This window comes from Mesobacillus selenatarsenatis SF-1 (assembly GCF_000813125.1).
GTDB lineage: Bacteria > Bacillota > Bacilli > Bacillales > Cytobacillaceae > Mesobacillus > Mesobacillus selenatarsenatis.
Map to the genome: position 1 here is coordinate 13,028 of NZ_BASE01000066.1, position 18,641 is coordinate 31,668.

The window sequence follows — 18,641 nt, forward strand, 5'->3', positions numbered from 1 at the left end:
ATCTTTTTAGAGATTAATGGAACCCTTCAGCTGTCCTGGATCTTTTACTTGAAGGGGAACGGGATATCGTCTCTTAATAGAAAGTTTTTTTCTTTTTTGAGCTGTTTTCTCTTCCTTATATTGAAGCTTTTTTAAGAGCAACATATATCTTCTCATCCCCTTAACTATGCATATTTTGCCATAACCAGCAAAACCTAACTGTGGTGGGAAATTATTTGGTGGTGTTAGGATGCGCTTCTCTCGTGCTCAGTTAATGTTTGTATTGATTCTTTATATAGGAATTTCCAACCATGTTCTCATCATGCCTCATTTGTTATCGGTGGGTAAGCGAGATGCATGGATATCTGTATTGGTTGCCTATCCCATTTTATTGTTTTGGGGTTTTACTCTTTATTTGATTATGAGAAAAAACAAGCAGCGGCTATGTCTTTATGACTGGATCGAAGCACGGGCAGGGGGTGCGGTTTCCCAAGTGATAATGGCCATCCTAGCGATTTATGTTTTTTCAATCAGTGCGCTATCTTTTTATGATTTGATTCAATCGATTAATATTTATTTTCTGCCCCGTACACCATCTTTTGTAGTGATGCTCCCGTTCTTGTTGATTAGTGTGTGGTCAGCTTATAGCGGTTTAAAGTCGATTGTCTATGTTTCGGCGGTTTTATTGCCGATGGTATGGATGTTAGGGATATTTGTAGCATGGTTTACTTTACCAGAAAAAGATTATTCTTATCTTTTCCCGATCCTTGCAAATGGCTACCAGCCTATTATAAAAGGGACCACGATAATACTTGGTGGCAGTGCAGATTTGCTCGTACTTTTGCTTCTTCAGCACCATTTAAAGAAGCCATTGACATTGTTTAACCTTTTCCTGTTCATCACCATTTTAGTTGGTCTGATTCTCGGTCCGACCATGGGATCACTATCGTCATTTGGTCCATCGGTTGCATCTGATATGCGGTTCCCGGCTTTTGAACAGTGGCGCCTTATTACTCTCGGAGAATATATTTCCCATGTTGATTTTTTGGCGGTATTTCAGTTATTGAGCGGTGAAATCATCCGTGTTTCATTAGGCCTTTATTTAATCGGGAATATGCTTAAGGGTCAGTCACCTGCTTCAAAGAAAAAACGTATACTAGTTGTCGCTTCGCTTATCTTAGGTTCATTGACTGTAATTCCTTTGAGTGACATCTGGGTTCAGACGTTGGTCGGCAGATACTTTTATCCAGCTGCTTTTTTATTTGGAATCTTTATTTCATTGGCATTATTAATTATTAGCTACTTGCCTGTGAGGAAAGGAACACAAAACATATGAACACGGACAAGCTTGATCAGTTTTTGGCAAAAAGAAAGTTAACTAGCGATGAATTAAAAAGTTTCTTTCGGAATTATTCCGATATTGAATTTATTTCTATTGAGGAAAATAAGAATCTGCAGGCATTTTATTGCAAAGGGATGCTTGATTCGACTCAATTGAATAAGTATTTTAACCCTATTCTCATAAGTATCAGTAACAAAGAACCGCGAGACCATTTTGAAATGCTTCCGCCTGTCCAGCATATAAAAAGTATGAATGAAATTGTAAACCTTGTGTTTTCAGGTTCGCTGATTGTTTTTCGAGAAGGAACGCCGTTTTTTTATGTGTTTAATATCAGCAAGGTACCACAGCGAAGTCCGCAAGAATCGTCAACAGAAGTTTCAATTAAAGGACCGAAGGATAGCTTTACCGAAGAGATGAACATCAATATCTCCTTGATACGCAAAAGAATAAAGTCTGAACAGCTTTATTGTGAATCCTTTACCTTAGGGTCACTAAGTAAAACAGAGGTTTCACTGCTTTATTTGCATGATAAAGCCAATTGGGACATTATTCAAGAAGTCAGGCAGCGGCTTGCAGATTTTCAAGGCGAAAGTGTTGTCAGCAGTGGTCAATTAGAGCAATGGCTTTCAGAACGGTCGCTTTCTTTGTTTCCTTTATTTGATTATGTTACTCGATCAGATTATGTTATCGAATCCATGTTACGAGGAAGGTTTGTACTAATTGTCAATGGATCCCCTTCTGTATTAATTGGACCATCCAATATGTTTGAGCTGATTAAATCACCTGAAGATGTTCATTTTCCTTACTACCTTGTTCTTTTAGGACGTCTTATTCGTATTGTCGGTTTAGTGGTAGCAGTTTTCCTGCCGGGATTTTGGGTTTCTTTGTCTTCTGTCAATATCGACCAGCTGCCTTTTGCCTTATTGGCCACGGTCGTTGTCTCTCGTGAAGGATTACCGTTACCAATCGCACTAGAAGCAATTTTTATTCTGGGGTTGTTTGAGTTATTGAGAGAAGCGGGTGTTCGAATGCCGTCCGTTCTCGGACAAACGGTTTCGATTGTTGGTGGAATTATAATCGGTGATGCAGCGATTCGAGCGGGACTTGCTTCTCCAACTATGATTGTTATCATTGCATTAGCAGCGGTTGCGAGTTACACTCTTGTGAATCAATCACTAGTTGGTACAGTAAGTGTACTGCGAGTCTATACTTTACTCCTATCAATTTTTTTAGGAATTTACGGGCTTTTTATTGGGTTTTTTAGCATACTCATTTACCTTTCAATATTGGAATCATTTAAAGTGGCCTATCTCGAACCAATTGCCTCGTTAAAATTCAAAGAGTATTTAGCGGCATTGTTTGTGAACCCATTTGACAGGAAAAAGTATGGAATTTCTTTTATTCAGAGGCGGAGTAAATAGTATGAAAAGAAAATTGATGATAGCTTTTTCCACGATCTTTCTCTTTTTTATGACGGCTTGTGAGAACGACATCGGAGAAATCGAAAACCAAAACTTTGCAACCGCCATTGGTGTTGACTATAGGGATGGGAAATATCATGTTTATATTCAAATGCTGGGACTGGGCTCTGTTGCGAAAAGTGAGGGCGGTGCAAAAGCGCCGCCTGAGATTTTTGTATCCGAAACGAGCGGGGCAACGTTCATCGATGCATTCTTTAAAGCTTACCATACAGCCCAAGAACGGATTCTGTGGGCACATGTCACTGCTATTGTTTTGAGTGATGCTGCACTAGAACAAGGACTCGATAGTGTCTTTGATGGCTTGACTCGCTATTATGAGTTTCGGCCAACTCCTTGGATATTTGGAACAAAGAATTCGTTGGATGATATTTTATCAACAACCGGATTCTTCAATCAAACCTCCTTGAATACAATTTTGCACAGTCCAAAAAGTTCTTACGAGCAAAGCTCGACCATTAAGCCCGTAAAATTAAATCAATTTGCGCGGGAGTTTTTCGATCCAGGCCGTACTACTTATATTCCTTCACTTACGATTGATGATAATCAGTGGAAGAAAAATAAAAAAAATGAAGATAAATTAGCGATTGATGGAGCGTTCTTTCTGGATAATCAAAAGTATAAGGGCTTTTTTCCTTTTGAAGAGATAAAAGGTATACGCTGGATTACTCCAGAAACCGTGCGTGCTTCTCTATTATTGCCTAACGATAAAAATCCTGAATTTTTGGCGGTTCTCGAAGACCAAATGGTAAAGGTCCAGCCAGTAAAGGTTGATGGAAACTTCGGCTTTACAATCCATTATCTTGCCAATGGTGTTGTGAGTAATCGTATGAAAAATAACACGATTGAAGTAGAGGCCATGGAGGAGTTCGTAAAAAAAGGGATAATATCTGAGGTAAAACAATTGTATCAATTAGGTTTAGAACATGATATCGATTTCTTGAATTTGGAGCACCAACTCTACAGAAAACATCATGCTGATTGGAAAAAGCTGGAAAATCAGGCTTCATTGCTTCAGGAAGACAGCATAAAATCAATTGAAGTGAGTATCACACTAGAACACTCGGGGTCGTTTAAAAATCGGAAAATCAAGATTAAGGAATGATTGTCTATTAAGACTATATATAGTAAAAAACAATTTAAATCTGGCAAGATGGTGCTTCATTAATCTCTGGGTATTCGCCAGAATAGAGCTAAAGCATTAAAGGATTGGACCTTTAATGCTTTAACTTACCCTTAACTGAAATATTATGTTGTTAACCCATACTACTTTCGGTCTCCTTCTAGGAAATCCTTTAATGCATCTTTGTTTTCAGCTAAATCCACTTCCAACACTTCACCAATTCCGTCAAGGCGTGTGTTTTCGAAGCTGCCATCTTCTGGGATCCGGATTGTTTGTATTTCTCCTCCTTCATTAGTCAGAACGTCTTTTCCAATGGCTAAAAGGGTGGGGGAGTCGATATTCGTATCAATATGAGCATGTAAAAGGTCCAGCAGGTCAGGCAGCTTGGTCATGCTATTAAGACTTACCGCTTCTTCTTTTAATTTTGAAATCACTTCTTGCTGCCGCTGGACTCGTCCAAAATCACTTAGCCGGTCCTGGCGGAAACGTACGTATCCTAGCAGTTCTTCTCCATGCAGCTTTTGGGTTCCTTTTTCCAATGTCATACCTATTCCATCGGACATTTCATAAGGTATGTCTACTTCTATTCCTTCGGGAACAAGAATGTCGACTGCTTTTTCGAAGCCTTTAAAATCAACAATGGCATAATGATGGATGTCTAACCCGAAATTCATTTTTATCGTTTTCCTCAGTAATTCGGTTCCACCAATGGAGTATGCCGCATTTAATTTTTGCTTTCCGTGATCGGGGATAGAGACGTACATATCCCGCATTAGTGATATAAGTTTTACATTTTCAGATTGGGGGTTGTAATGTGCAACCATGATGGTATCCGTTCGGGCACCTTGTTCCCCTCGTGAATCACTTCCGAGTAAAAGAACGTTAACTTCTTCTGTGGTATCCTTCTCTCCATGAAAGGAATCTGCTTCAGCTTTTTTAAATGGTTGATTTATTGCTTTATAAGTTCCTTCTATGTACTGAAATATCGTATTTAGACCAACCATAAATATGCCAATTATCAAAAGGGCCAGAAATACTCGAGACCATCTAACTTTTTTTCTTTTTAATACCATTTTAACACCACCAACATCTATTCCACCCATATTGTGAAGTAGTCATTATCCCATAGTTAGATTTCAATCTTGGTATGATTTGATTACATTTGTTTAAAAATCTGCTGACAAATAGATTTGGTGATGTAATAAAAAATCCGCACGGCGATGTTCTCCGGGCGGATTTTCAGACAAATGTAACCTCTCTCCAACAAACTGAACTATCTTGATAAGCTGCAGTCAATCCAATTTCTTTGATGAGTTCCTTATCAACCGCTTTATATGGTAGTCTGACATGGAGTTTATTCTTGAAGGGTGAAACGGAAAGAGAAACTGTATGTTGATCAAGCCACTCTGCAAGGATGGTTTGGTCATTAGCGAACGAAAATTTCTGCGGAAAGCCATTACGGTAAAAATAATGTTCTTGTGATTTTGGTGTTCCGGGGGCATTCAGACAAATATACAATGATAGATTGTCGCAGAATTTTAATAGATTTAACTGGAAGGAGAGAACCTTATCATTATCAATCTCTAATTCCTTCAGCAACTTCTGCTGTCTTTGTTTTTCCGCGACCCAAAAATTCTTCCCGATCGTGCTTGTTGCATCCTTCAGGAATGAAGCGTAGTGAAGGCTGCACAGAAGTCTTGCGTATGGATCCATTTGGACGATCTCGTCGATTCCTTTTGTATAAAAGGCAAGCTTCGGCCGTCCTGGGTAATCCATAAAGGAGTAGGGTTGCTGAGTTTGTTCATTCCATAAAGGTTCCTCGTCTGGTTCAATCCAGCACCTGTCGTGTTCCCGAACGGCGAGGACCACCGAATATATCCTCTCTATTCCGAGAAAATAATCATCTCTCCAATTCTGTGCTGCATCCCGAGAAACCCCGGCATGGTCGTGCTGGGCAACCATGACAAATTCATTTTCCCGTTCATGGATAATCATTTCATATCACCCCTCTATACCTAGCATATTTTAATAGGTAGTCATATGCTAGAATTTAGTATTTCTAGTCATTGATAAAAAATGTTATAATTTCTTGGTTAGGAAGTAGGTGTTAAGTATGCAAAATACAGCTATCAGTCATTTTCGTCTGATGGGTTTGCTTGAGGGTGGATCATTGTTGGTGCTTGTGTTCATCGCGATGCCGCTTAAGTATGGGGCTGGTTTTCCCGAGGCTGTTCGATTCGTAGGTTCTTTGCACGGTTTTTTATTTGTTTTATATGTGCTTATGATTATATATACGACTTTTAAGGTCAGGTGGTCGTTTTTATGGGCCGTAAGTGCATTTGCCGTAGCGTTCATTCCTTTTGGAAACATGGTTTTGGATCGCTTTTTACAGAGGACTTTTCCAGTAAAGGAAGTCTCATAAATGAATGTAATCAAGAAGCTTTTTTCCAAACAAAAGAAAGCAAAAATTGAATTCTGTCAGCGGAATTTGGAACAGTTTTTACAGGAAGAGAATTATACTGCATATAATGAATTTTTAAGCCGGAAAAATGTGGTGTATAAGGAATTCGAATGCCAGAGCAGATGTAAGGAATGCAGGATGTCTCCATATGCAATGGTCAATGGCGATTTCGTAACTGCAGAGAATTCAGATGAGTTGCTTAAGAAAATGGCTGAATATATAGACTGAAAAAGCATCGGTTAGTTACGATGCTTTTTAACATGCTGTCGCTTATTGGTTATTCGGTGGTCCATCTCCGCCTGGAAAAATGAAAGACTTGTCGTGCAGGGCTTGGTCTTGTTCAATTCTGTGATTTTCAGAATCAAGTTTTGGGTCACCGGTCCCTTTTTTTCTATCCATATAAAAAGCAAGGGGAACCAATACAATTAACGGTGAAAACAGTGCTAACCAAAGCATTTTCATTTCTCCTTTCGTTTATAACCAGTCAATATACAGATTTAAAATAAAAACCACAATAACAACAAGAGAAATTATATTGATCAATAAAGAAAAGCGCTCTTGTTCGGTTTTCTTGCCGACTTCTTCCAGGTATTTCTATTGGATTTTTCTCTTTTGAAAATTTGATTTCATAAAGAACGACCCCTAGTGGTTTTCTTTATTTTAACATAAATATCCAAATGGCGGTTTGGAAGTTGTAAAATTCCTGACTGAAACATATTTGTTTTATAGAAGGAGTTGGTGAGAGTGAATTTTGAGATGCAAAAAGCCAACCTGCTGGCGGAAAATATCAAGGGTTTTGCGGATTTCGTCCAAAAATGTTATAAAAGTAAGTCTGGATTGATTATGAACCATGATAAGCTGTATCAAGTCGAGCTCTGGGTGGAGGAGTATAAATTTAATCAGCTCGCTGAGGAGCTTACGAGAATCAATAAGTTTGAGTGGGATGAAAAATATACATTATTGCTTGTGGAGCGGTTTTGGAAAGGTCTGAGAATCATTGAAGATTATGTGGAGCATAATCAGTCTGACTTATTTATCTTGACAGCGAGAATTCATACACTTAAAAATTTGAGTGCACTTTTTTCGGTAAAAGATTGATTTTTGCTTATTAATGGAGACCTCATTTGATGTTAAAATTGTAACAAAGGTTACGATTAAACCTTATTTCGTAATAATAAATACAGTTTTTACCCGTGTTGGTATGAAGTTTAAAATTAACCCAGTCATTAACTAGTGTGATAAGATTGTAAACCTGTTAGCCTAATATAGGGCCTGTTCAGTCTAATAAACAAAAACAGGAGGTTTACAATGAAAAAAATTCTTATGCTAGTTTCACTCCTTACATTAGTAATTGGTTCATATACAGTTTATGCAGAATCAACGAAAACGACCAAACCGGCTGAGACTTTGACAGCCAAAAAGGTCGATGTTGATACGAAGGAGTCTTCGGTCACAGATAAACGCTTCATTAAGGAAGAAGAAGTAAAGCTTCTTGCCCGCCTGGTCCATGCGGAAGCAAAAGGTGAGCCTTATGAAGGCAAGGTTGCCGTTGCCGAAGTCGTGCTGAACCGAGTGGAGCACAAACAATTTCCTGATACAGTAAAAGCAGTGATTTATCAAAGAAACGCATTCCAGCCGGTCCAGAATGGTGCGATTAATAAACCGGCAAGTGAAGAAGCAGTCAAAGCAGTTGAAGATGCCCTAGAAAATGAAAATAAAATTGATTGTCTATATTTCTATAATCCGGAGACTGCGACAAGTCAGTGGATTTTCACTCGAGATGTCGTTAAAACAATCGGAAAACATGCATTTGCCATCTAAAAGCGCGTACAGCATATAAAGCTGCGCGCTTTTTTGCGTTTAGAATGTAAGTTTGCGGGGTTTTTACGATAATCCAGCACATCGCCACAGTATTATCATTTTTATTCCGTTCGAAATTATTATAAAATAAAGCTTACCAATTAGTGGAACGAGGGTGGTCAGGTGAAAAAGTATTCGGTTAGATTAACACTGGTATTTTCAGTGCTTTCATTGATATTGATGCTATTTGGTCTTGGATGGACAATTCAAAATCAATTTTTCAGCAAAGGAGCATCTGAAGCAATTGAAGAGAAAGAGCCAGTAGATGTAGATGAGGATAAAGACGGGAAGGTGGTTGTAGCACTCGGAGATTCGCTGACACGTGGAACTGGGGATGACTCAGGCAAAGGCTATATTGGCTATCTGGTTGATGAGCTTGAGGAGAAATCAAAAGAAAAAATCACAATACATAACTTCGGTGTTAAAGGATACCGTTCGAATCAGCTATTGGATCAGCTGAAGCAACGTGAAATCCAGAGGAAGATCCAGAGTGCAGACTACATCCTGATAACGATTGGCGGCAATGATTTGTTCCAGAGTGGTCAAACGTTCTTGCAAATGGATGAGCAGAAAATAGCTCAGGCCAAGGAAAGTTATATGAAAAACCTAGAAGCCATTTTAAAAGAAGTGCGGACCATGAATGACTCGGCTGTCATTTTTCATATTGGCCTGTATAATCCGTTCATTGATTTGAATGACTCAAAGCTGACAACTAAGATTGTCCGTGATTGGAATTATGATAGTAATCAGCTGCTTGACCAGAATGAAAAGGCGGTTTATGTACCGACATTTGACTTATTCCAGCTTAGTGTGAACGATTATTTGTACACAGATAAATTTCATCCGAATGCTGAAGGCTACAGGCTGATCGCGGAACGGGTTGCTTCATTGATTACATGGTAAGGGGGGAGAACGATGAGTGAGATTACGCTCTCTGTAAAAGGGCTGAAAAAGACGATTGGTAAAAAAGAGATCATCAAAGGCATCGACTTTGATCTAAAAAGAGGCGAAGTGTTTGGCTTTCTTGGTCCGAACGGCGCTGGTAAAACAACAACCATCAGAATGCTGGTCGGTTTGATCAAACCGAGTGCAGGAACAATCGAAATAGGCGGCTACAATGTCAGGAAGAATTTTACGAAAGCGATGGCGCAAATGGGCTGTATTGTTGAAAATCCGGAGCTATATTCCTATCTGACGGGCTGGGAAAATCTCGAGCATTTTGCGAGGATGCTGCCTGAAGTCGACCGGGATTATATGAATTATGTGGTAGAGCTTGTGCGATTGGATGAACGTATTCATGATCGTGTCAGTACGTATTCACTTGGGATGCGGCAGCGACTTGGGATTGCTCAAGCCTTGCTGGGGAAACCAAAGGTCTTGATTCTGGATGAGCCCACAAACGGACTCGATCCAATGGGGATAAGAGAGATGCGGAATTTCATTCGTTATCTGGCCGAAGAAGAGGGGTTAACTGTGCTTGTATCAAGCCATCTTCTCAGCGAAATCCAGCTGATGTGCGACCGGGTCGCGATTATTTCAAAAGGATCAGTTATCAAAGTGGACTATGTTGAAAATCTGCTGGCACTTCAGGAAAAAGTCATCTGGCATGCCGAACCGCGTGATACTGCGAAAGAGATTCTGGGTGGAGTGACGACGGTTTCGGATGGGGCAGACGGAGCTTTGGTTACTCCTTATTTTGAAAATGAAAGTGCTATTTGGAACCGGATGCTGGTGGAAAAGGGAGTCCAGGTGAATGAAATGAACAGGAAACTGCCTGCACTTGAGGACCTTTTCCTTGAGCTGACTGGGGGTGAGACGATTGATTAACCTGGTCAGGAATGAAATGTTGAAGATCGTCCGCAAAAAAAGAATCCTTATAGTGGCTGGGATCATCGCGGTGCTTGTCGCGCTTTTTACATACTCTCAATACAGGGAAATTGAAAGAAGACTTGAGCGGTTTGGGGATGTTGATTGGCGGACTACCCTGCAGCAGCAAATCATAGATACACAAAACCGGATCACAAGCAGCGGCATTTCAGATGAATGGAAAAGTGAGCTTCAGCTTCGCATCCAACAACAACAGTATTACCTTGATAACAATGTGAATCCGATGGAGCCGGGAGCACCTAGTTTCGCCCGTGTTTTCGCGGAGCATTCAATCAATTTGTTCCTGCCATTGATGATCATGGTGGTGGCTGCCGATATTGTGTCATCTGAACGCAGTGCCGGGACAGTAAAGCTTTTGCTGACAAGACCGGTGAAGCGCTGGAGAATCTTGATGAGCAAATACATCACCTTGATTTTATCTGTTTCAACAATTGTTGTGTTGTTTGGAGTGCTGTCCTATTTGATATCCGGCCTTATTTTTGGCTATCAAGGCTGGGCCGCTCCAGTCATAACCGGATTTAATGTCGAAGGGAATGAACTCAACACCAATGCAGTCCAGATGATTCCCCAGTGGCAGTACCTGTTGATGGAGTTCAGCCTTGTGTGGTTCGTGGCACTGATTGTCGGAACGATCACATTCATGCTATCTGTTCTGATCCGGAATACGCCTGCAGGAATGGGGGTCATGCTTGCTGCACTAATTTCCGGAGCAATCCTCAGCAATATGGTCTCTTCATGGGAACAAGCCAAATATCTGTTTATGATCAATTTGAATCTGACCGGCTACCTGTCTGGCCAAGCGCCTCCTATTGAAGGGATGACGCTTGGGTTTTCGCTTGTTGTTCTTGCGGTCTGGGGATTGGCTGCGTTGATTGTTTCGTTTGCTGTGTTTATTAGGCAGGATATATATTAATTTGATAGAACCCTGGCCAGTTTTCGGTCAGGGTTTTGTTGATTCTAGAGGTTTGAAGTGATTGTTTTGGCTGTTAGAGAGAAATATTAACGGTTGCCGCCGTTTATTTAACGGTTGGAGGGAATAATTTAACGGTTGTGGCCATTTTTTTAACGGTTGGAGAGAATAATTTAACGGTTTGATTAGTTTTATTACAGAGTGAAAGGTTTTTTTGAGGAAGAAAAAAGTATTAATGATTAAGTAAGTTAACTCCAGTTGTGACGCATTTAAAACCACTTAAGAAAAATATCGCTGATTTAAAACCAGTTGCCATAGATTTAATACGGCTGGTTTTAATATTTTGAAAAACAGGCGAAACTTTTTTGCGGAAAAAAACGTATTTAAAACCGAGGTGATGGCCATGTTCAAAATCACGCCACAGTGCTCGGTATGCAAGAAAGAAATTCAGGCGAATGAGGATATTTTCGTTAAGATGAAGTATCCGAAATCGAAGGGGATGACGGAAATCAAAGCCTTCATCGAGTATCAGGGTAAGATTATTTGCGAAGAGTGCAACAATAAATAGGAGGAACCGGAGATGTTTGTAGAAAAACGGTCAGAAAAAAGAAGGAAAAAGAAGCAGGATGGCAGCTATAATTTTTGGGACTTTGTTTTTGATATTCTGTTTTGGATACCGGAATTGATTATCCTTCCATTCCGACTGGTTTTCTATTTGTTCAGGTTCCTTGCGAGATCGATATTTGATGGTATTTAAAAATCCTGCGATTCCACTAATCGCAGGATTTTCTATTTACAGCTTCCTCACCTGAAAGTTATTGTGCAGTACTGGCCAGTTCTGCGGGAACGATGGACCAAGAGTCCAGAAGCTGACACCACGCAATCCATATTCTTTTACGGTGTCATATTTCGCCTGAACACTTCTTGCGTCTTCGAACCAGACTTCATGCTGCTGTCCGTCTGCGTCGGTGTAGCGGAAGAATGGAGATTGGTACGTATCATTAAATTGGATATTGACGCCCTGTTGTGCGGCGAGATCCACTGCTCCTTTTGGGCTGACTGTTCGAGCATAGGTTCCTTGCACCCATGGTATACGCCAGTCTCTTCCGTATAAAGGTACACCCATCAGGATTTTATCACGCGGAATGGCTGTTATGGCATATTCTAACACTTTCCTTACTTCATTTAGCGGTGCGATTGCCCACGGCCTGCCGCCGGACCAGCCCCATTCGTATGTCATGATCACGACAAAATCAACAATTTCCCCGTGCGCATCGTAGTCGTGGGCTTCATATAGCAAACCTTCCTGATCAGCTCTTTGTTTTGGAGCCAGTGCAGTTGAGACGGTATAGCCTTCAGGATGCATGCGGGCAACAGCTTTTCTTAAAAAGTTATTATAGTTTTCGCGGTCTTCTGGATAGACGTATTCGAAATCGATATTCAAGCCTGTATAGCCTTTTTCCTTCATTTTTGCGAGGATGTTGTTCAGCAATGTGTCCTGGACGGCTGGATTCCGCAGGATTGCGGCTGCCCGGTCAGAGCTGAATGAGCCATCCGCTTCATTCGTAATTGTCAACAATGGTGACGTGTTGGTCATCTTTGCCGCTTGAAGAACATTAGTATCCTGGAGGTTCAGGAGTGAACCATCTTCACCCATCTTATAGGAAAACGGAGCAAGATACGTGAAAAGGTGACCACGTGACAGAACATTTCTTCTACCTGTATCATCCATCCTCGTTATATAGGAATTCACTTCAATTACAGGCTTTTGAGGCGCTGGAATCCTCAGAACCCCACCAGGATAAATGACTGCTGGATTAGAAATATTGTTGGCCGCTGCTATTTGGTTCACAGTCACCCCATATTGCTGGGCAATCGCCCACATGGTTTCACCAGACTGGATGGAATGCATTAGATATGGCATCTGAAGCATTTGGCCGACAAAAATCAGCGAAGGGTCCGCGATATTGTTATAGGCAGCGAGCTCCTGAACGGTAACCCCGTAACGAGAGGCAATAGCCCATAAGCTGTCACCCTGCTGGACGATATACTCCCGGTTAGTTTCCGGTATCACAAGGGACTGCCCAACAACTAATACATTAGGGTTATCAAGTTCATTCGCTAAAATAATCTGGTTAATGGCAGTTTGGTAGCCTTGCGAAATGGCCCATAAAGTGTCACCCGGTCTTACAACATGTATTTTCATATTTAATCATCCTCCAAGTTATGGTGCCTTTTATCATGATATGCCAGCAAAAGATGTCCTATCTGTAAAACGGTTTATTTCAGAATATTTAGAATAAGTGTATAAACTTTAAAAAATACCGATATAATAGAGAGAAAAACTATAAAGATAAAAGGGGAAAATGTATGGTTACGTATGGCACTTTTTTACTTTTAGTAGAAGAGGCGGAGAAGTTGAACTGCAAGGTGATTTATGACTCTAAGAAGAAAATCAATTTTAATCCTAACATGTCCATAACGATTCCATTATCGACTACACTGGAAAATGTATATGCTTTTGCTCATGAGATTGGCCATTGTATTGATTTTGTTAATGGCGAACTCGACTATGAAAAATGGTTGAATGATTGGTCTTATCGTATTACGGCTGAAATGAGCGCATGGGTTCATGCCTATAAAATATTGAAAAAATTGAATGTGCCATTAGACGGATGGAAGGATCACGTTGATTCCAAGCTCTCGACTTATTTTAAATATCATGAAGTGACTGCATAAACTGGCTTAGGCCAGTTTTTTTGTTTAAATATAAATTTTATATAGTTTACGAACGTTTGTTCGGGATATAATAGCTTTAAGTACTCCCGAAAGGATGGTCAGCATGAGAATACGAGACAGAGGAAAGCTGAAATTCATGCCTGCGCACTTTATGCCGGAGCATCGGGCATTATTGAGAGAGCTAGCCAGGGATGCGTTGCGGCAGCCGAAGCCGTTGCTCGATGAATACGAAATTCTTGAGATGGAAAATCGGATTTGCTACGCCATGGAATATACATATCAAGTGAAAATTACAAAGTGGGATGATGGATTCTCATATGAAGAAAAAGGCCATGTTCATTTTCTTGATCCGATCAGGAAGGAAGTTCGGATGGTAACAGGTGATGGTAGCGCTATTGCCATTAAGTTTGCTGATATTATAGCTGTCGAGGTGGTAGAATAACCAGGGAACATTTCCTTAAAAGAACCCTATGAAAACTAAATGTTGTTTCTGCATTACGAACTAATCCATATACTCGCTTAAAGGCGAGTTTTTTCTGTTAAAAGGGTAAAATGAACAGAGAATTCAAATTCTACCGAGGTGAAATTTATGAATGAAAAACAAATGGTTGGTGAAAAAGCTGCTGAATACATAAAAGATGGAATGGTGGTTGGATTGGGAACAGGTTCAACCGCTTATTATACAATTAAAAAACTGGGGGAGTTAGTGAGAAACGGTCTAAACATCACCGGGATCCCGACTTCGGAGCAAACCGCCAAACTTGCTGTAGAGCAAGGGATCACTCTGGTGGATTTTAAAGATGTAAAACAGATTGATGTAGCGATTGATGGTGCGGATGAGTTTGATACCAATTTGAACTTGATAAAAGGTGGGGGAGGAGCACTGCTAAGGGAAAAAATTATTGGTAATGCTGCTTCAACCTTCATAGTCATAGCAGATTCATCCAAAGGGGCAGAGAAATTAGGAGCCTTCCCGTTACCGGTTGAAATTGTAAAGTTCGGATCCGAAATGACATCCAGGAAGATTGCCGAGCTTGGCTGTGAACCGATATTAAGACTAAATGGGAATCGGCCATTTATAACAGACAATGGGAATTATATTCTCGACTGCGATTTTAAACAGATAGATTCGCCTGATGAGCTGGAATTGCAGCTGAATATGATTCCGGGAGTGGTTGAAAACGGTTTGTTTGTGAATATGGCGAAAAGGCTGATCACGATCGAAAATGGTGAGCTAGTTGAAAAAACAAGATGAATTTTTAACGGTGCTTCTGGTTGAAGTACCGTTTTTCGTTTTAGGGAAAGGGGAATTGTGCCAGGTTATCGAATTACAATGTAGTTTAGTTTTCTTGAAGGAGCTGTCTGAATTGAAGAATTACCAAATAAAAACTTATGAAGAAGCGATTCAGGTCATTGAAGAGGTTGGCTTACTTCCGCTAGCACCTTTGGTACCAGATTTCCCGGCTTTGAATACTATTACTACTCCTGAGTCCTGGCATTCGGATACGGAATATGATCCATGGATTTGGAGGACAAGGTTTTCTGTTGATGGTGTCGCTGGTTATGGAAAGTTCATTAAGAAAAAGTCCATCCTGATTTCACGTGATTTTCTGCCATATTTTAAGGTGGTTATTGGCCATGATGAAACGGTTGAGGACCGCTATCAAAAAGGACATGTATCAAGGGAAGCGTTGAATCTTTACAGAATCATTAGAGAGGAAGGGGTCATCGATACAAGAGAGTTGAGGACTCGCGCGGGATTAAGGGATAAAGAGCATAAAAAGGTGTTCGACAATGGCATATTAGAGCTGCAGGGAGCAATGGACATTGTCATTTCGGGGATCAAGGAAAAAATAAACGCGGAAGGCGAAAAGAATGGCTGGAGCAGCACATTCTTTGAAACATACGATTCCTGGGCAAGCAGAAATAAAATTGCATCTATCGCTGTGGATAAGGGAAGGGCGAGGGAATACATTGTGAATCATTTTCGCGGTTTTGCCACTGATAAAGCCTTTCAAAAACTGCAGAAAATACTGGGGGAATGAGCATGGAAAACAGTGCATTGGTAATCATCGACGTTCAAAACGGAATGTTCCTGGAAGGGGAAGAAGTCTTCAATGGGAAAGAGCTGCTGCAAGGTATTAAGGGACTGATTAAACAGGCACGTTTAGCCAATATACCAATCGTATATATCCAACACAATGAATCAGCTGGATATCCTTTGGAAAACGGGACATATGGATGGGAAATCCATTCAGAAATTAGCCCGGACGAGGGAGATATAATTATTCAAAAAACCACACCGGACTCCTTTTTAAAAACAAGCCTGGACCAGGAGTTGAAAGAAAAGGGGATCGAACATCTCTATCTAGCTGGCATTCAAACGGAAGTTTGTGTAGATACGACATGCAGAAGCGCATTCAGTAAGGGATATAAAGTAACTTTAGTTTCTGATTTACATAGCACATGGGATGGCAATGAATTAACAGCACAGCAAATCATCAAACATCACAATGGAACATTGCGCTGGTTTGCAGATGTGCGGTCTAGCGATGAGATAAGGTTCAGCGCGAAAGCCTAGGAATGAACACTACACCAACTTCTGAACTAGCTGAACACACTGTAGCTTAGAGACTATTAATATCTCTAAGCTTTTTTATATGTGAAAAATCATAAAGGGAATTTCACCCCTTAAGCAGAATATATTCTCTGTAAAAGGGAGGGACCGTTTTGGAAAAACCGAATCTTCATCCATTCACGTTTATTGCGCTAGTCGTTGTCACTACATTTCTCATGGGTTCTTCCTTTACCGTCGGGAAGATTGGTTTGAACTATGTCTCCCCTTTGTTATTAGTTGGTTTGCGGTTCACGATTGCTGGTCTGCTGATGGCAGTCCTTGTAAGGAAAAAACTGAAGCCGGAAAAACTGGCAGATAGGGCAAGGATTTTCACCATCGGTTTGGTACAGACTGCAGGCGTCATGGGCTGTATCTTCCTCAGTTTACGGACGATCACCGCTGGCGAGTCCTCGATTTTAACATTTACTAATCCATTAATGGTGGTAATGATGGGGACCGTGTTCCTGGGAATTCGTTACAGGCTTCTTCAATGGATTGGTGCGATTGTTGGTTTTATCGGTGTTTTCATTACATTGGGTTTCCACCTGCAACTGACAGTGGGTACACTTTTCGGTCTGGGAGCTGCTGTTTTTTGGTCAATAGGGACCATTCTGATCAAACAATGGGGCAACCGCTTCAATGTCTGGGTGTTGACAGCATATCAAATGCTTTTTGGAGGCAGTGTTCTTTTATTGATGGGTCTTACGCTGGAAACACCGAAGCTGACGATAACCCCGGTTTCATTAACGGTTATTTTATGGCTGGCAATCATGGCCTCGATCGTTCAGTTTGCGATCTGGTTCTATCTGATCAATCAAGGCGATCCAGGCAAGACAAGTGCCTTCCTGTTCCTTGCACCTTTCTTCGGGGTGCTTACCGGCTGGGTGCTGCTTGGTGAGGTTGTGGAATGGTATGTCTATGCGGGAGGGGCACTGATTTTTACAGGGATTTTCCTGGTGAACTGGACTTTTGAAAAGAGGGCAGTGAATCGGAAGGTTGATATTGCCGATATTGCAAAGTCTTTTAATGACTAGGCTTTTTTCATCATATTGTTGTTTTTTCGGAAAGAGTTTACTTGTCAGACTACAAAAAGTAACATCTACTGTGTATGTATCCAATTGTTCGAGGGGATATGATGATGTATAGATTTTACGAAAAACTAAAAAGTTTATTTGGCGGGGTATTTTTTCTTTTTGCTTTTTTTATTTGCCTGTCTTCCTCTATATCGTTCTTCATAGAAGGTGACCTTCTATATGGTATAGCTCTTTCGGTGTTAACACCGTTTTCACTGGGAGTAAGTGTGATGTTTTTTTCGGATCTAAGGAGTAAAAAGGATGAATCAATTTAAGCTTGGGGATTTTACTTCTTAGCTTGTTTAGTGAGTTGGTAAGGGAGTAATTTTTGTAAGGGTTTATCTATAGATAGGCAAGTAAAGGGAGAAATGATCATGCAGAAAAGTGGCTTCTTATTACTAGTGATAATGGTGTTAATGGGTTTTAGCTCTATTGAGGTGAATCGTCATGTCCCGCCTGAAGTAATCGAGACAGCAAATGATAATTACCGAGAATTTCTTTCATTTGTGATCAATGATGGAAATCCAGAAGACTGGAGGGTAGGACAGTTTGTAGCCGTAAACCAATTGGAGATTGATAATAAACTGAATCTGGCGATAAAACCACTCGATGAGTGGGTTGCGCCGGTGTTAAACAATGGAGTAATCATCAATGCAATGAGTGTGTATAAACCTTTAGAGGGTAGATACGAAATCAATGAATATGGTTTTTCAAAATCTTTTTCAGAGTCCCTTGTCCAGTTAAGGCCAGACGAATATTTTCTATTCAATAGACAGTTTGATCTTGAGTTAGGATATACTCCATCCAAAGATAACATCCGTCCATTTGGAGATACAGGAGTCAGACTCTTTGATGAATGGGGAGTCGATGAGGACGGAATCTCAATAAATGAGTTTGAAGTATTGGTCAAGCAGCATTTAAAAGAAACTTATCCTGATCGTTTTCCCGAAAAAACGCCAGTGTCCAAATTGTACTTGCTGCCTTTTATACTAATAACTCTTATTCCATTAGCCTTCATACTGTTAAGGTTAAGAAAAAATAAAAGGACTGAAGAAGCTGGCTAAATTCATTCACAACATATACTGAAAAAAGAATCAAAAAAATTTTTTTAAGGCCGTATCTTTTCTTCTCCCTAAATCCGTTTAAGGGGCAGAGAGGTTCAAAGGAGTGAA

The 18,641-nt window shown here is 40.5% G+C and carries 23 protein-coding genes; 19 read left to right on the top strand and 4 right to left on the bottom strand.

Annotation, left to right across the window (positions count from 1 at the left end; translation table 11 throughout):
- The first annotated feature begins 229 nt into the window (after nt 1-229).
- From TY49_RS13380 to TY49_RS13390, 3 genes are read left to right on the top strand one after another with little or no spacing between them, the layout of a single operon-like run.
- Entirely contained in the window at nt 230-1,315 is a 1,086-nt protein-coding gene (locus TY49_RS13380) for a GerAB/ArcD/ProY family transporter (RefSeq protein ID WP_041966420.1), read from the top strand.
- Nucleotides 1,316-1,338: 23 nt separating this feature from the next.
- Nucleotides 1,339-2,742: a spore germination protein gene (locus TY49_RS13385; RefSeq protein WP_232310454.1), complete on the top strand. Its 1,404-nt coding sequence runs from the start codon at nt 1,339-1,341 to the stop codon at nt 2,740-2,742.
- Between the two features lies 1 nt (nt 2,743).
- Nucleotides 2,744-3,904, top strand: a complete 1,161-nt coding sequence (locus TY49_RS13390; RefSeq protein ID WP_041966422.1) for a Ger(x)C family spore germination protein — start codon at nt 2,744-2,746, stop codon at nt 3,902-3,904.
- A gap of 161 nt (nt 3,905-4,065) precedes the next feature.
- Here the strand turns inward: TY49_RS13390 and TY49_RS13395 are convergent, their stop codons facing one another.
- Complete coding sequence (locus TY49_RS13395; protein ID WP_232310455.1) at nt 4,066-4,995, bottom strand: LCP family protein; 930 nt, start codon at nt 4,993-4,995, stop codon at nt 4,066-4,068.
- Nucleotides 4,996-5,161: 166 nt separating this feature from the next.
- The gene (locus tag TY49_RS13400) at nt 5,162-5,917 is read right to left on the bottom strand and encodes a DUF3891 family protein (RefSeq protein WP_041966424.1); all 756 of its coding nucleotides are present in this window, start codon (nt 5,915-5,917) and stop codon (nt 5,162-5,164) included.
- Between the two features lie 118 nt (nt 5,918-6,035).
- Between TY49_RS13400 and TY49_RS13405 the strand changes: the two genes are divergently transcribed.
- Nucleotides 6,036-6,344: a DUF3817 domain-containing protein gene (locus TY49_RS13405; protein ID WP_041966425.1), complete on the top strand. Its 309-nt coding sequence runs from the start codon at nt 6,036-6,038 to the stop codon at nt 6,342-6,344.
- Entirely contained in the window at nt 6,345-6,611 is a 267-nt protein-coding gene (locus TY49_RS13410; RefSeq protein ID WP_041966426.1) for a DUF1450 domain-containing protein, read from the top strand.
- 42 nt (nt 6,612-6,653) lie between these two features.
- On the opposite strand, the gene TY49_RS13415 is transcribed toward TY49_RS13410, so the two are convergent.
- Nucleotides 6,654-6,839: a hypothetical protein gene (locus tag TY49_RS13415; protein WP_041966427.1), complete on the bottom strand. Its 186-nt coding sequence runs from the start codon at nt 6,837-6,839 to the stop codon at nt 6,654-6,656.
- 288 nt (nt 6,840-7,127) lie between these two features.
- Here TY49_RS13415 and TY49_RS13420 point away from each other — a divergent pair, with 288 nt between their 5' ends.
- From TY49_RS13420 to TY49_RS25030, 7 genes are all read left to right on the top strand, one after another.
- Entirely contained in the window at nt 7,128-7,481 is a 354-nt protein-coding gene (locus TY49_RS13420) for a hypothetical protein (protein ID WP_041966428.1), read from the top strand.
- A gap of 210 nt (nt 7,482-7,691) precedes the next feature.
- Nucleotides 7,692-8,204, top strand: a complete 513-nt coding sequence (locus TY49_RS13425) for a cell wall hydrolase (protein WP_041966429.1) — start codon at nt 7,692-7,694, stop codon at nt 8,202-8,204.
- Nucleotides 8,205-8,366: 162 nt separating this feature from the next.
- Nucleotides 8,367-9,146, top strand: coding sequence for an SGNH/GDSL hydrolase family protein (locus TY49_RS13430; protein ID WP_041966430.1), 780 nt, complete (start codon nt 8,367-8,369; stop codon nt 9,144-9,146).
- Between the two features lie 12 nt (nt 9,147-9,158).
- Nucleotides 9,159-10,070, top strand: a complete 912-nt coding sequence (locus TY49_RS13435; RefSeq protein ID WP_041966431.1) for an ABC transporter ATP-binding protein — start codon at nt 9,159-9,161, stop codon at nt 10,068-10,070.
- Nucleotides 10,063-11,043: a DUF2705 family protein gene (locus TY49_RS13440; RefSeq protein WP_041966432.1), complete on the top strand. Its 981-nt coding sequence runs from the start codon at nt 10,063-10,065 to the stop codon at nt 11,041-11,043. The genes TY49_RS13435 and TY49_RS13440 overlap by 8 nt, the downstream gene beginning before the upstream one ends.
- A 400-nt stretch (nt 11,044-11,443) precedes the next feature.
- The gene (locus tag TY49_RS13445) at nt 11,444-11,608 is read left to right on the top strand and encodes a hypothetical protein (RefSeq protein WP_041966433.1); all 165 of its coding nucleotides are present in this window, start codon (nt 11,444-11,446) and stop codon (nt 11,606-11,608) included.
- 12 nt (nt 11,609-11,620) lie between these two features.
- Nucleotides 11,621-11,797, top strand: a complete 177-nt coding sequence (locus TY49_RS25030; RefSeq protein WP_198135622.1) for a hypothetical protein — start codon at nt 11,621-11,623, stop codon at nt 11,795-11,797.
- 36 nt (nt 11,798-11,833) lie between these two features.
- On the opposite strand, the gene TY49_RS13450 is transcribed toward TY49_RS25030, so the two are convergent.
- A complete protein-coding gene (locus TY49_RS13450) occupies nt 11,834-13,246 on the bottom strand; it encodes a glycoside hydrolase family 18 protein (protein WP_041966434.1) in 1,413 nt (470 codons plus the stop codon).
- A 164-nt stretch (nt 13,247-13,410) separates the two neighbouring features.
- Between TY49_RS13450 and TY49_RS13455 the strand changes: the two genes are divergently transcribed.
- The 7 genes from TY49_RS13455 to TY49_RS13490 all read left to right on the top strand — a co-directional run bounded on the left by TY49_RS13455 (nt 13,411) and on the right by TY49_RS13490 (nt 18,533).
- Complete coding sequence (locus tag TY49_RS13455) at nt 13,411-13,779, top strand: hypothetical protein (protein ID WP_041966435.1); 369 nt, start codon at nt 13,411-13,413, stop codon at nt 13,777-13,779.
- Nucleotides 13,780-13,882: 103 nt separating this feature from the next.
- Nucleotides 13,883-14,221: a YolD-like family protein gene (locus TY49_RS24275; RefSeq protein ID WP_041966436.1), complete on the top strand. Its 339-nt coding sequence runs from the start codon at nt 13,883-13,885 to the stop codon at nt 14,219-14,221.
- Nucleotides 14,222-14,368: 147 nt separating this feature from the next.
- Nucleotides 14,369-15,034 (top strand): ribose-5-phosphate isomerase RpiA, encoded by a 666-nt coding sequence (gene rpiA, locus TY49_RS13465; RefSeq protein ID WP_041966437.1) that lies wholly within the window; start codon nt 14,369-14,371, stop codon nt 15,032-15,034.
- Nucleotides 15,018-15,824: an AlkZ-related protein gene (locus TY49_RS13470; protein ID WP_232310456.1), complete on the top strand. Its 807-nt coding sequence runs from the start codon at nt 15,018-15,020 to the stop codon at nt 15,822-15,824. The genes rpiA and TY49_RS13470 overlap by 17 nt, the downstream gene beginning before the upstream one ends.
- Before the next feature lie 2 nt (nt 15,825-15,826).
- Nucleotides 15,827-16,360 (top strand): cysteine hydrolase family protein, encoded by a 534-nt coding sequence (locus TY49_RS13475; RefSeq protein WP_041966438.1) that lies wholly within the window; start codon nt 15,827-15,829, stop codon nt 16,358-16,360.
- Between the two features lie 149 nt (nt 16,361-16,509).
- Nucleotides 16,510-17,430, top strand: a complete 921-nt coding sequence (locus tag TY49_RS13480; RefSeq protein ID WP_269745745.1) for a DMT family transporter — start codon at nt 16,510-16,512, stop codon at nt 17,428-17,430.
- Between the two features lie 413 nt (nt 17,431-17,843).
- Nucleotides 17,844-18,533, top strand: coding sequence for a hypothetical protein (locus tag TY49_RS13490; RefSeq protein WP_041966440.1), 690 nt, complete (start codon nt 17,844-17,846; stop codon nt 18,531-18,533).
- Nucleotides 18,534-18,641 lie beyond the last annotated feature (108 nt).

Excerpts from the sequence above, each read along its gene's own strand:
- TY49_RS13380 (WP_041966420.1), top strand. The coding sequence starts at position 230 with ATGCGCTTCTCTCGTGCTCAGTTAATGTTTGTATTGATTCTTTATATA.
- TY49_RS13390 (WP_041966422.1), top strand. The coding sequence starts at position 2,744 with ATGAAAAGAAAATTGATGATAGCTTTTTCCACGATCTTTCTCTTTTTT.
- TY49_RS13395 (WP_232310455.1), bottom strand. The coding sequence starts at position 4,995 with ATGGTATTAAAAAGAAAAAAAGTTAGATGGTCTCGAGTATTTCTGGCC.
- TY49_RS13400 (WP_041966424.1), bottom strand. The coding sequence starts at position 5,917 with ATGATTATCCATGAACGGGAAAATGAATTTGTCATGGTTGCCCAGCAC.
- TY49_RS13405 (WP_041966425.1), top strand. The coding sequence starts at position 6,036 with ATGCAAAATACAGCTATCAGTCATTTTCGTCTGATGGGTTTGCTTGAG.
- TY49_RS13410 (WP_041966426.1), top strand. The coding sequence starts at position 6,345 with ATGAATGTAATCAAGAAGCTTTTTTCCAAACAAAAGAAAGCAAAAATT.
- TY49_RS13415 (WP_041966427.1), bottom strand. The coding sequence starts at position 6,839 with ATGCTTTGGTTAGCACTGTTTTCACCGTTAATTGTATTGGTTCCCCTT.
- TY49_RS13425 (WP_041966429.1), top strand. The coding sequence starts at position 7,692 with ATGAAAAAAATTCTTATGCTAGTTTCACTCCTTACATTAGTAATTGGT.
- TY49_RS13435 (WP_041966431.1), top strand. The coding sequence starts at position 9,159 with ATGAGTGAGATTACGCTCTCTGTAAAAGGGCTGAAAAAGACGATTGGT.
- TY49_RS13445 (WP_041966433.1), top strand. The coding sequence starts at position 11,444 with ATGTTCAAAATCACGCCACAGTGCTCGGTATGCAAGAAAGAAATTCAG.
- TY49_RS25030 (WP_198135622.1), top strand. The coding sequence starts at position 11,621 with ATGTTTGTAGAAAAACGGTCAGAAAAAAGAAGGAAAAAGAAGCAGGAT.
- TY49_RS13450 (WP_041966434.1), bottom strand. The coding sequence starts at position 13,246 with ATGAAAATACATGTTGTAAGACCGGGTGACACTTTATGGGCCATTTCG.
- TY49_RS13455 (WP_041966435.1), top strand. The coding sequence starts at position 13,411 with ATGGTTACGTATGGCACTTTTTTACTTTTAGTAGAAGAGGCGGAGAAG.
- TY49_RS24275 (WP_041966436.1), top strand. The coding sequence starts at position 13,883 with ATGAGAATACGAGACAGAGGAAAGCTGAAATTCATGCCTGCGCACTTT.
- rpiA (WP_041966437.1), top strand. The coding sequence starts at position 14,369 with ATGAATGAAAAACAAATGGTTGGTGAAAAAGCTGCTGAATACATAAAA.
- TY49_RS13475 (WP_041966438.1), top strand. The coding sequence starts at position 15,827 with ATGGAAAACAGTGCATTGGTAATCATCGACGTTCAAAACGGAATGTTC.
- TY49_RS13490 (WP_041966440.1), top strand. The coding sequence starts at position 17,844 with ATGCAGAAAAGTGGCTTCTTATTACTAGTGATAATGGTGTTAATGGGT.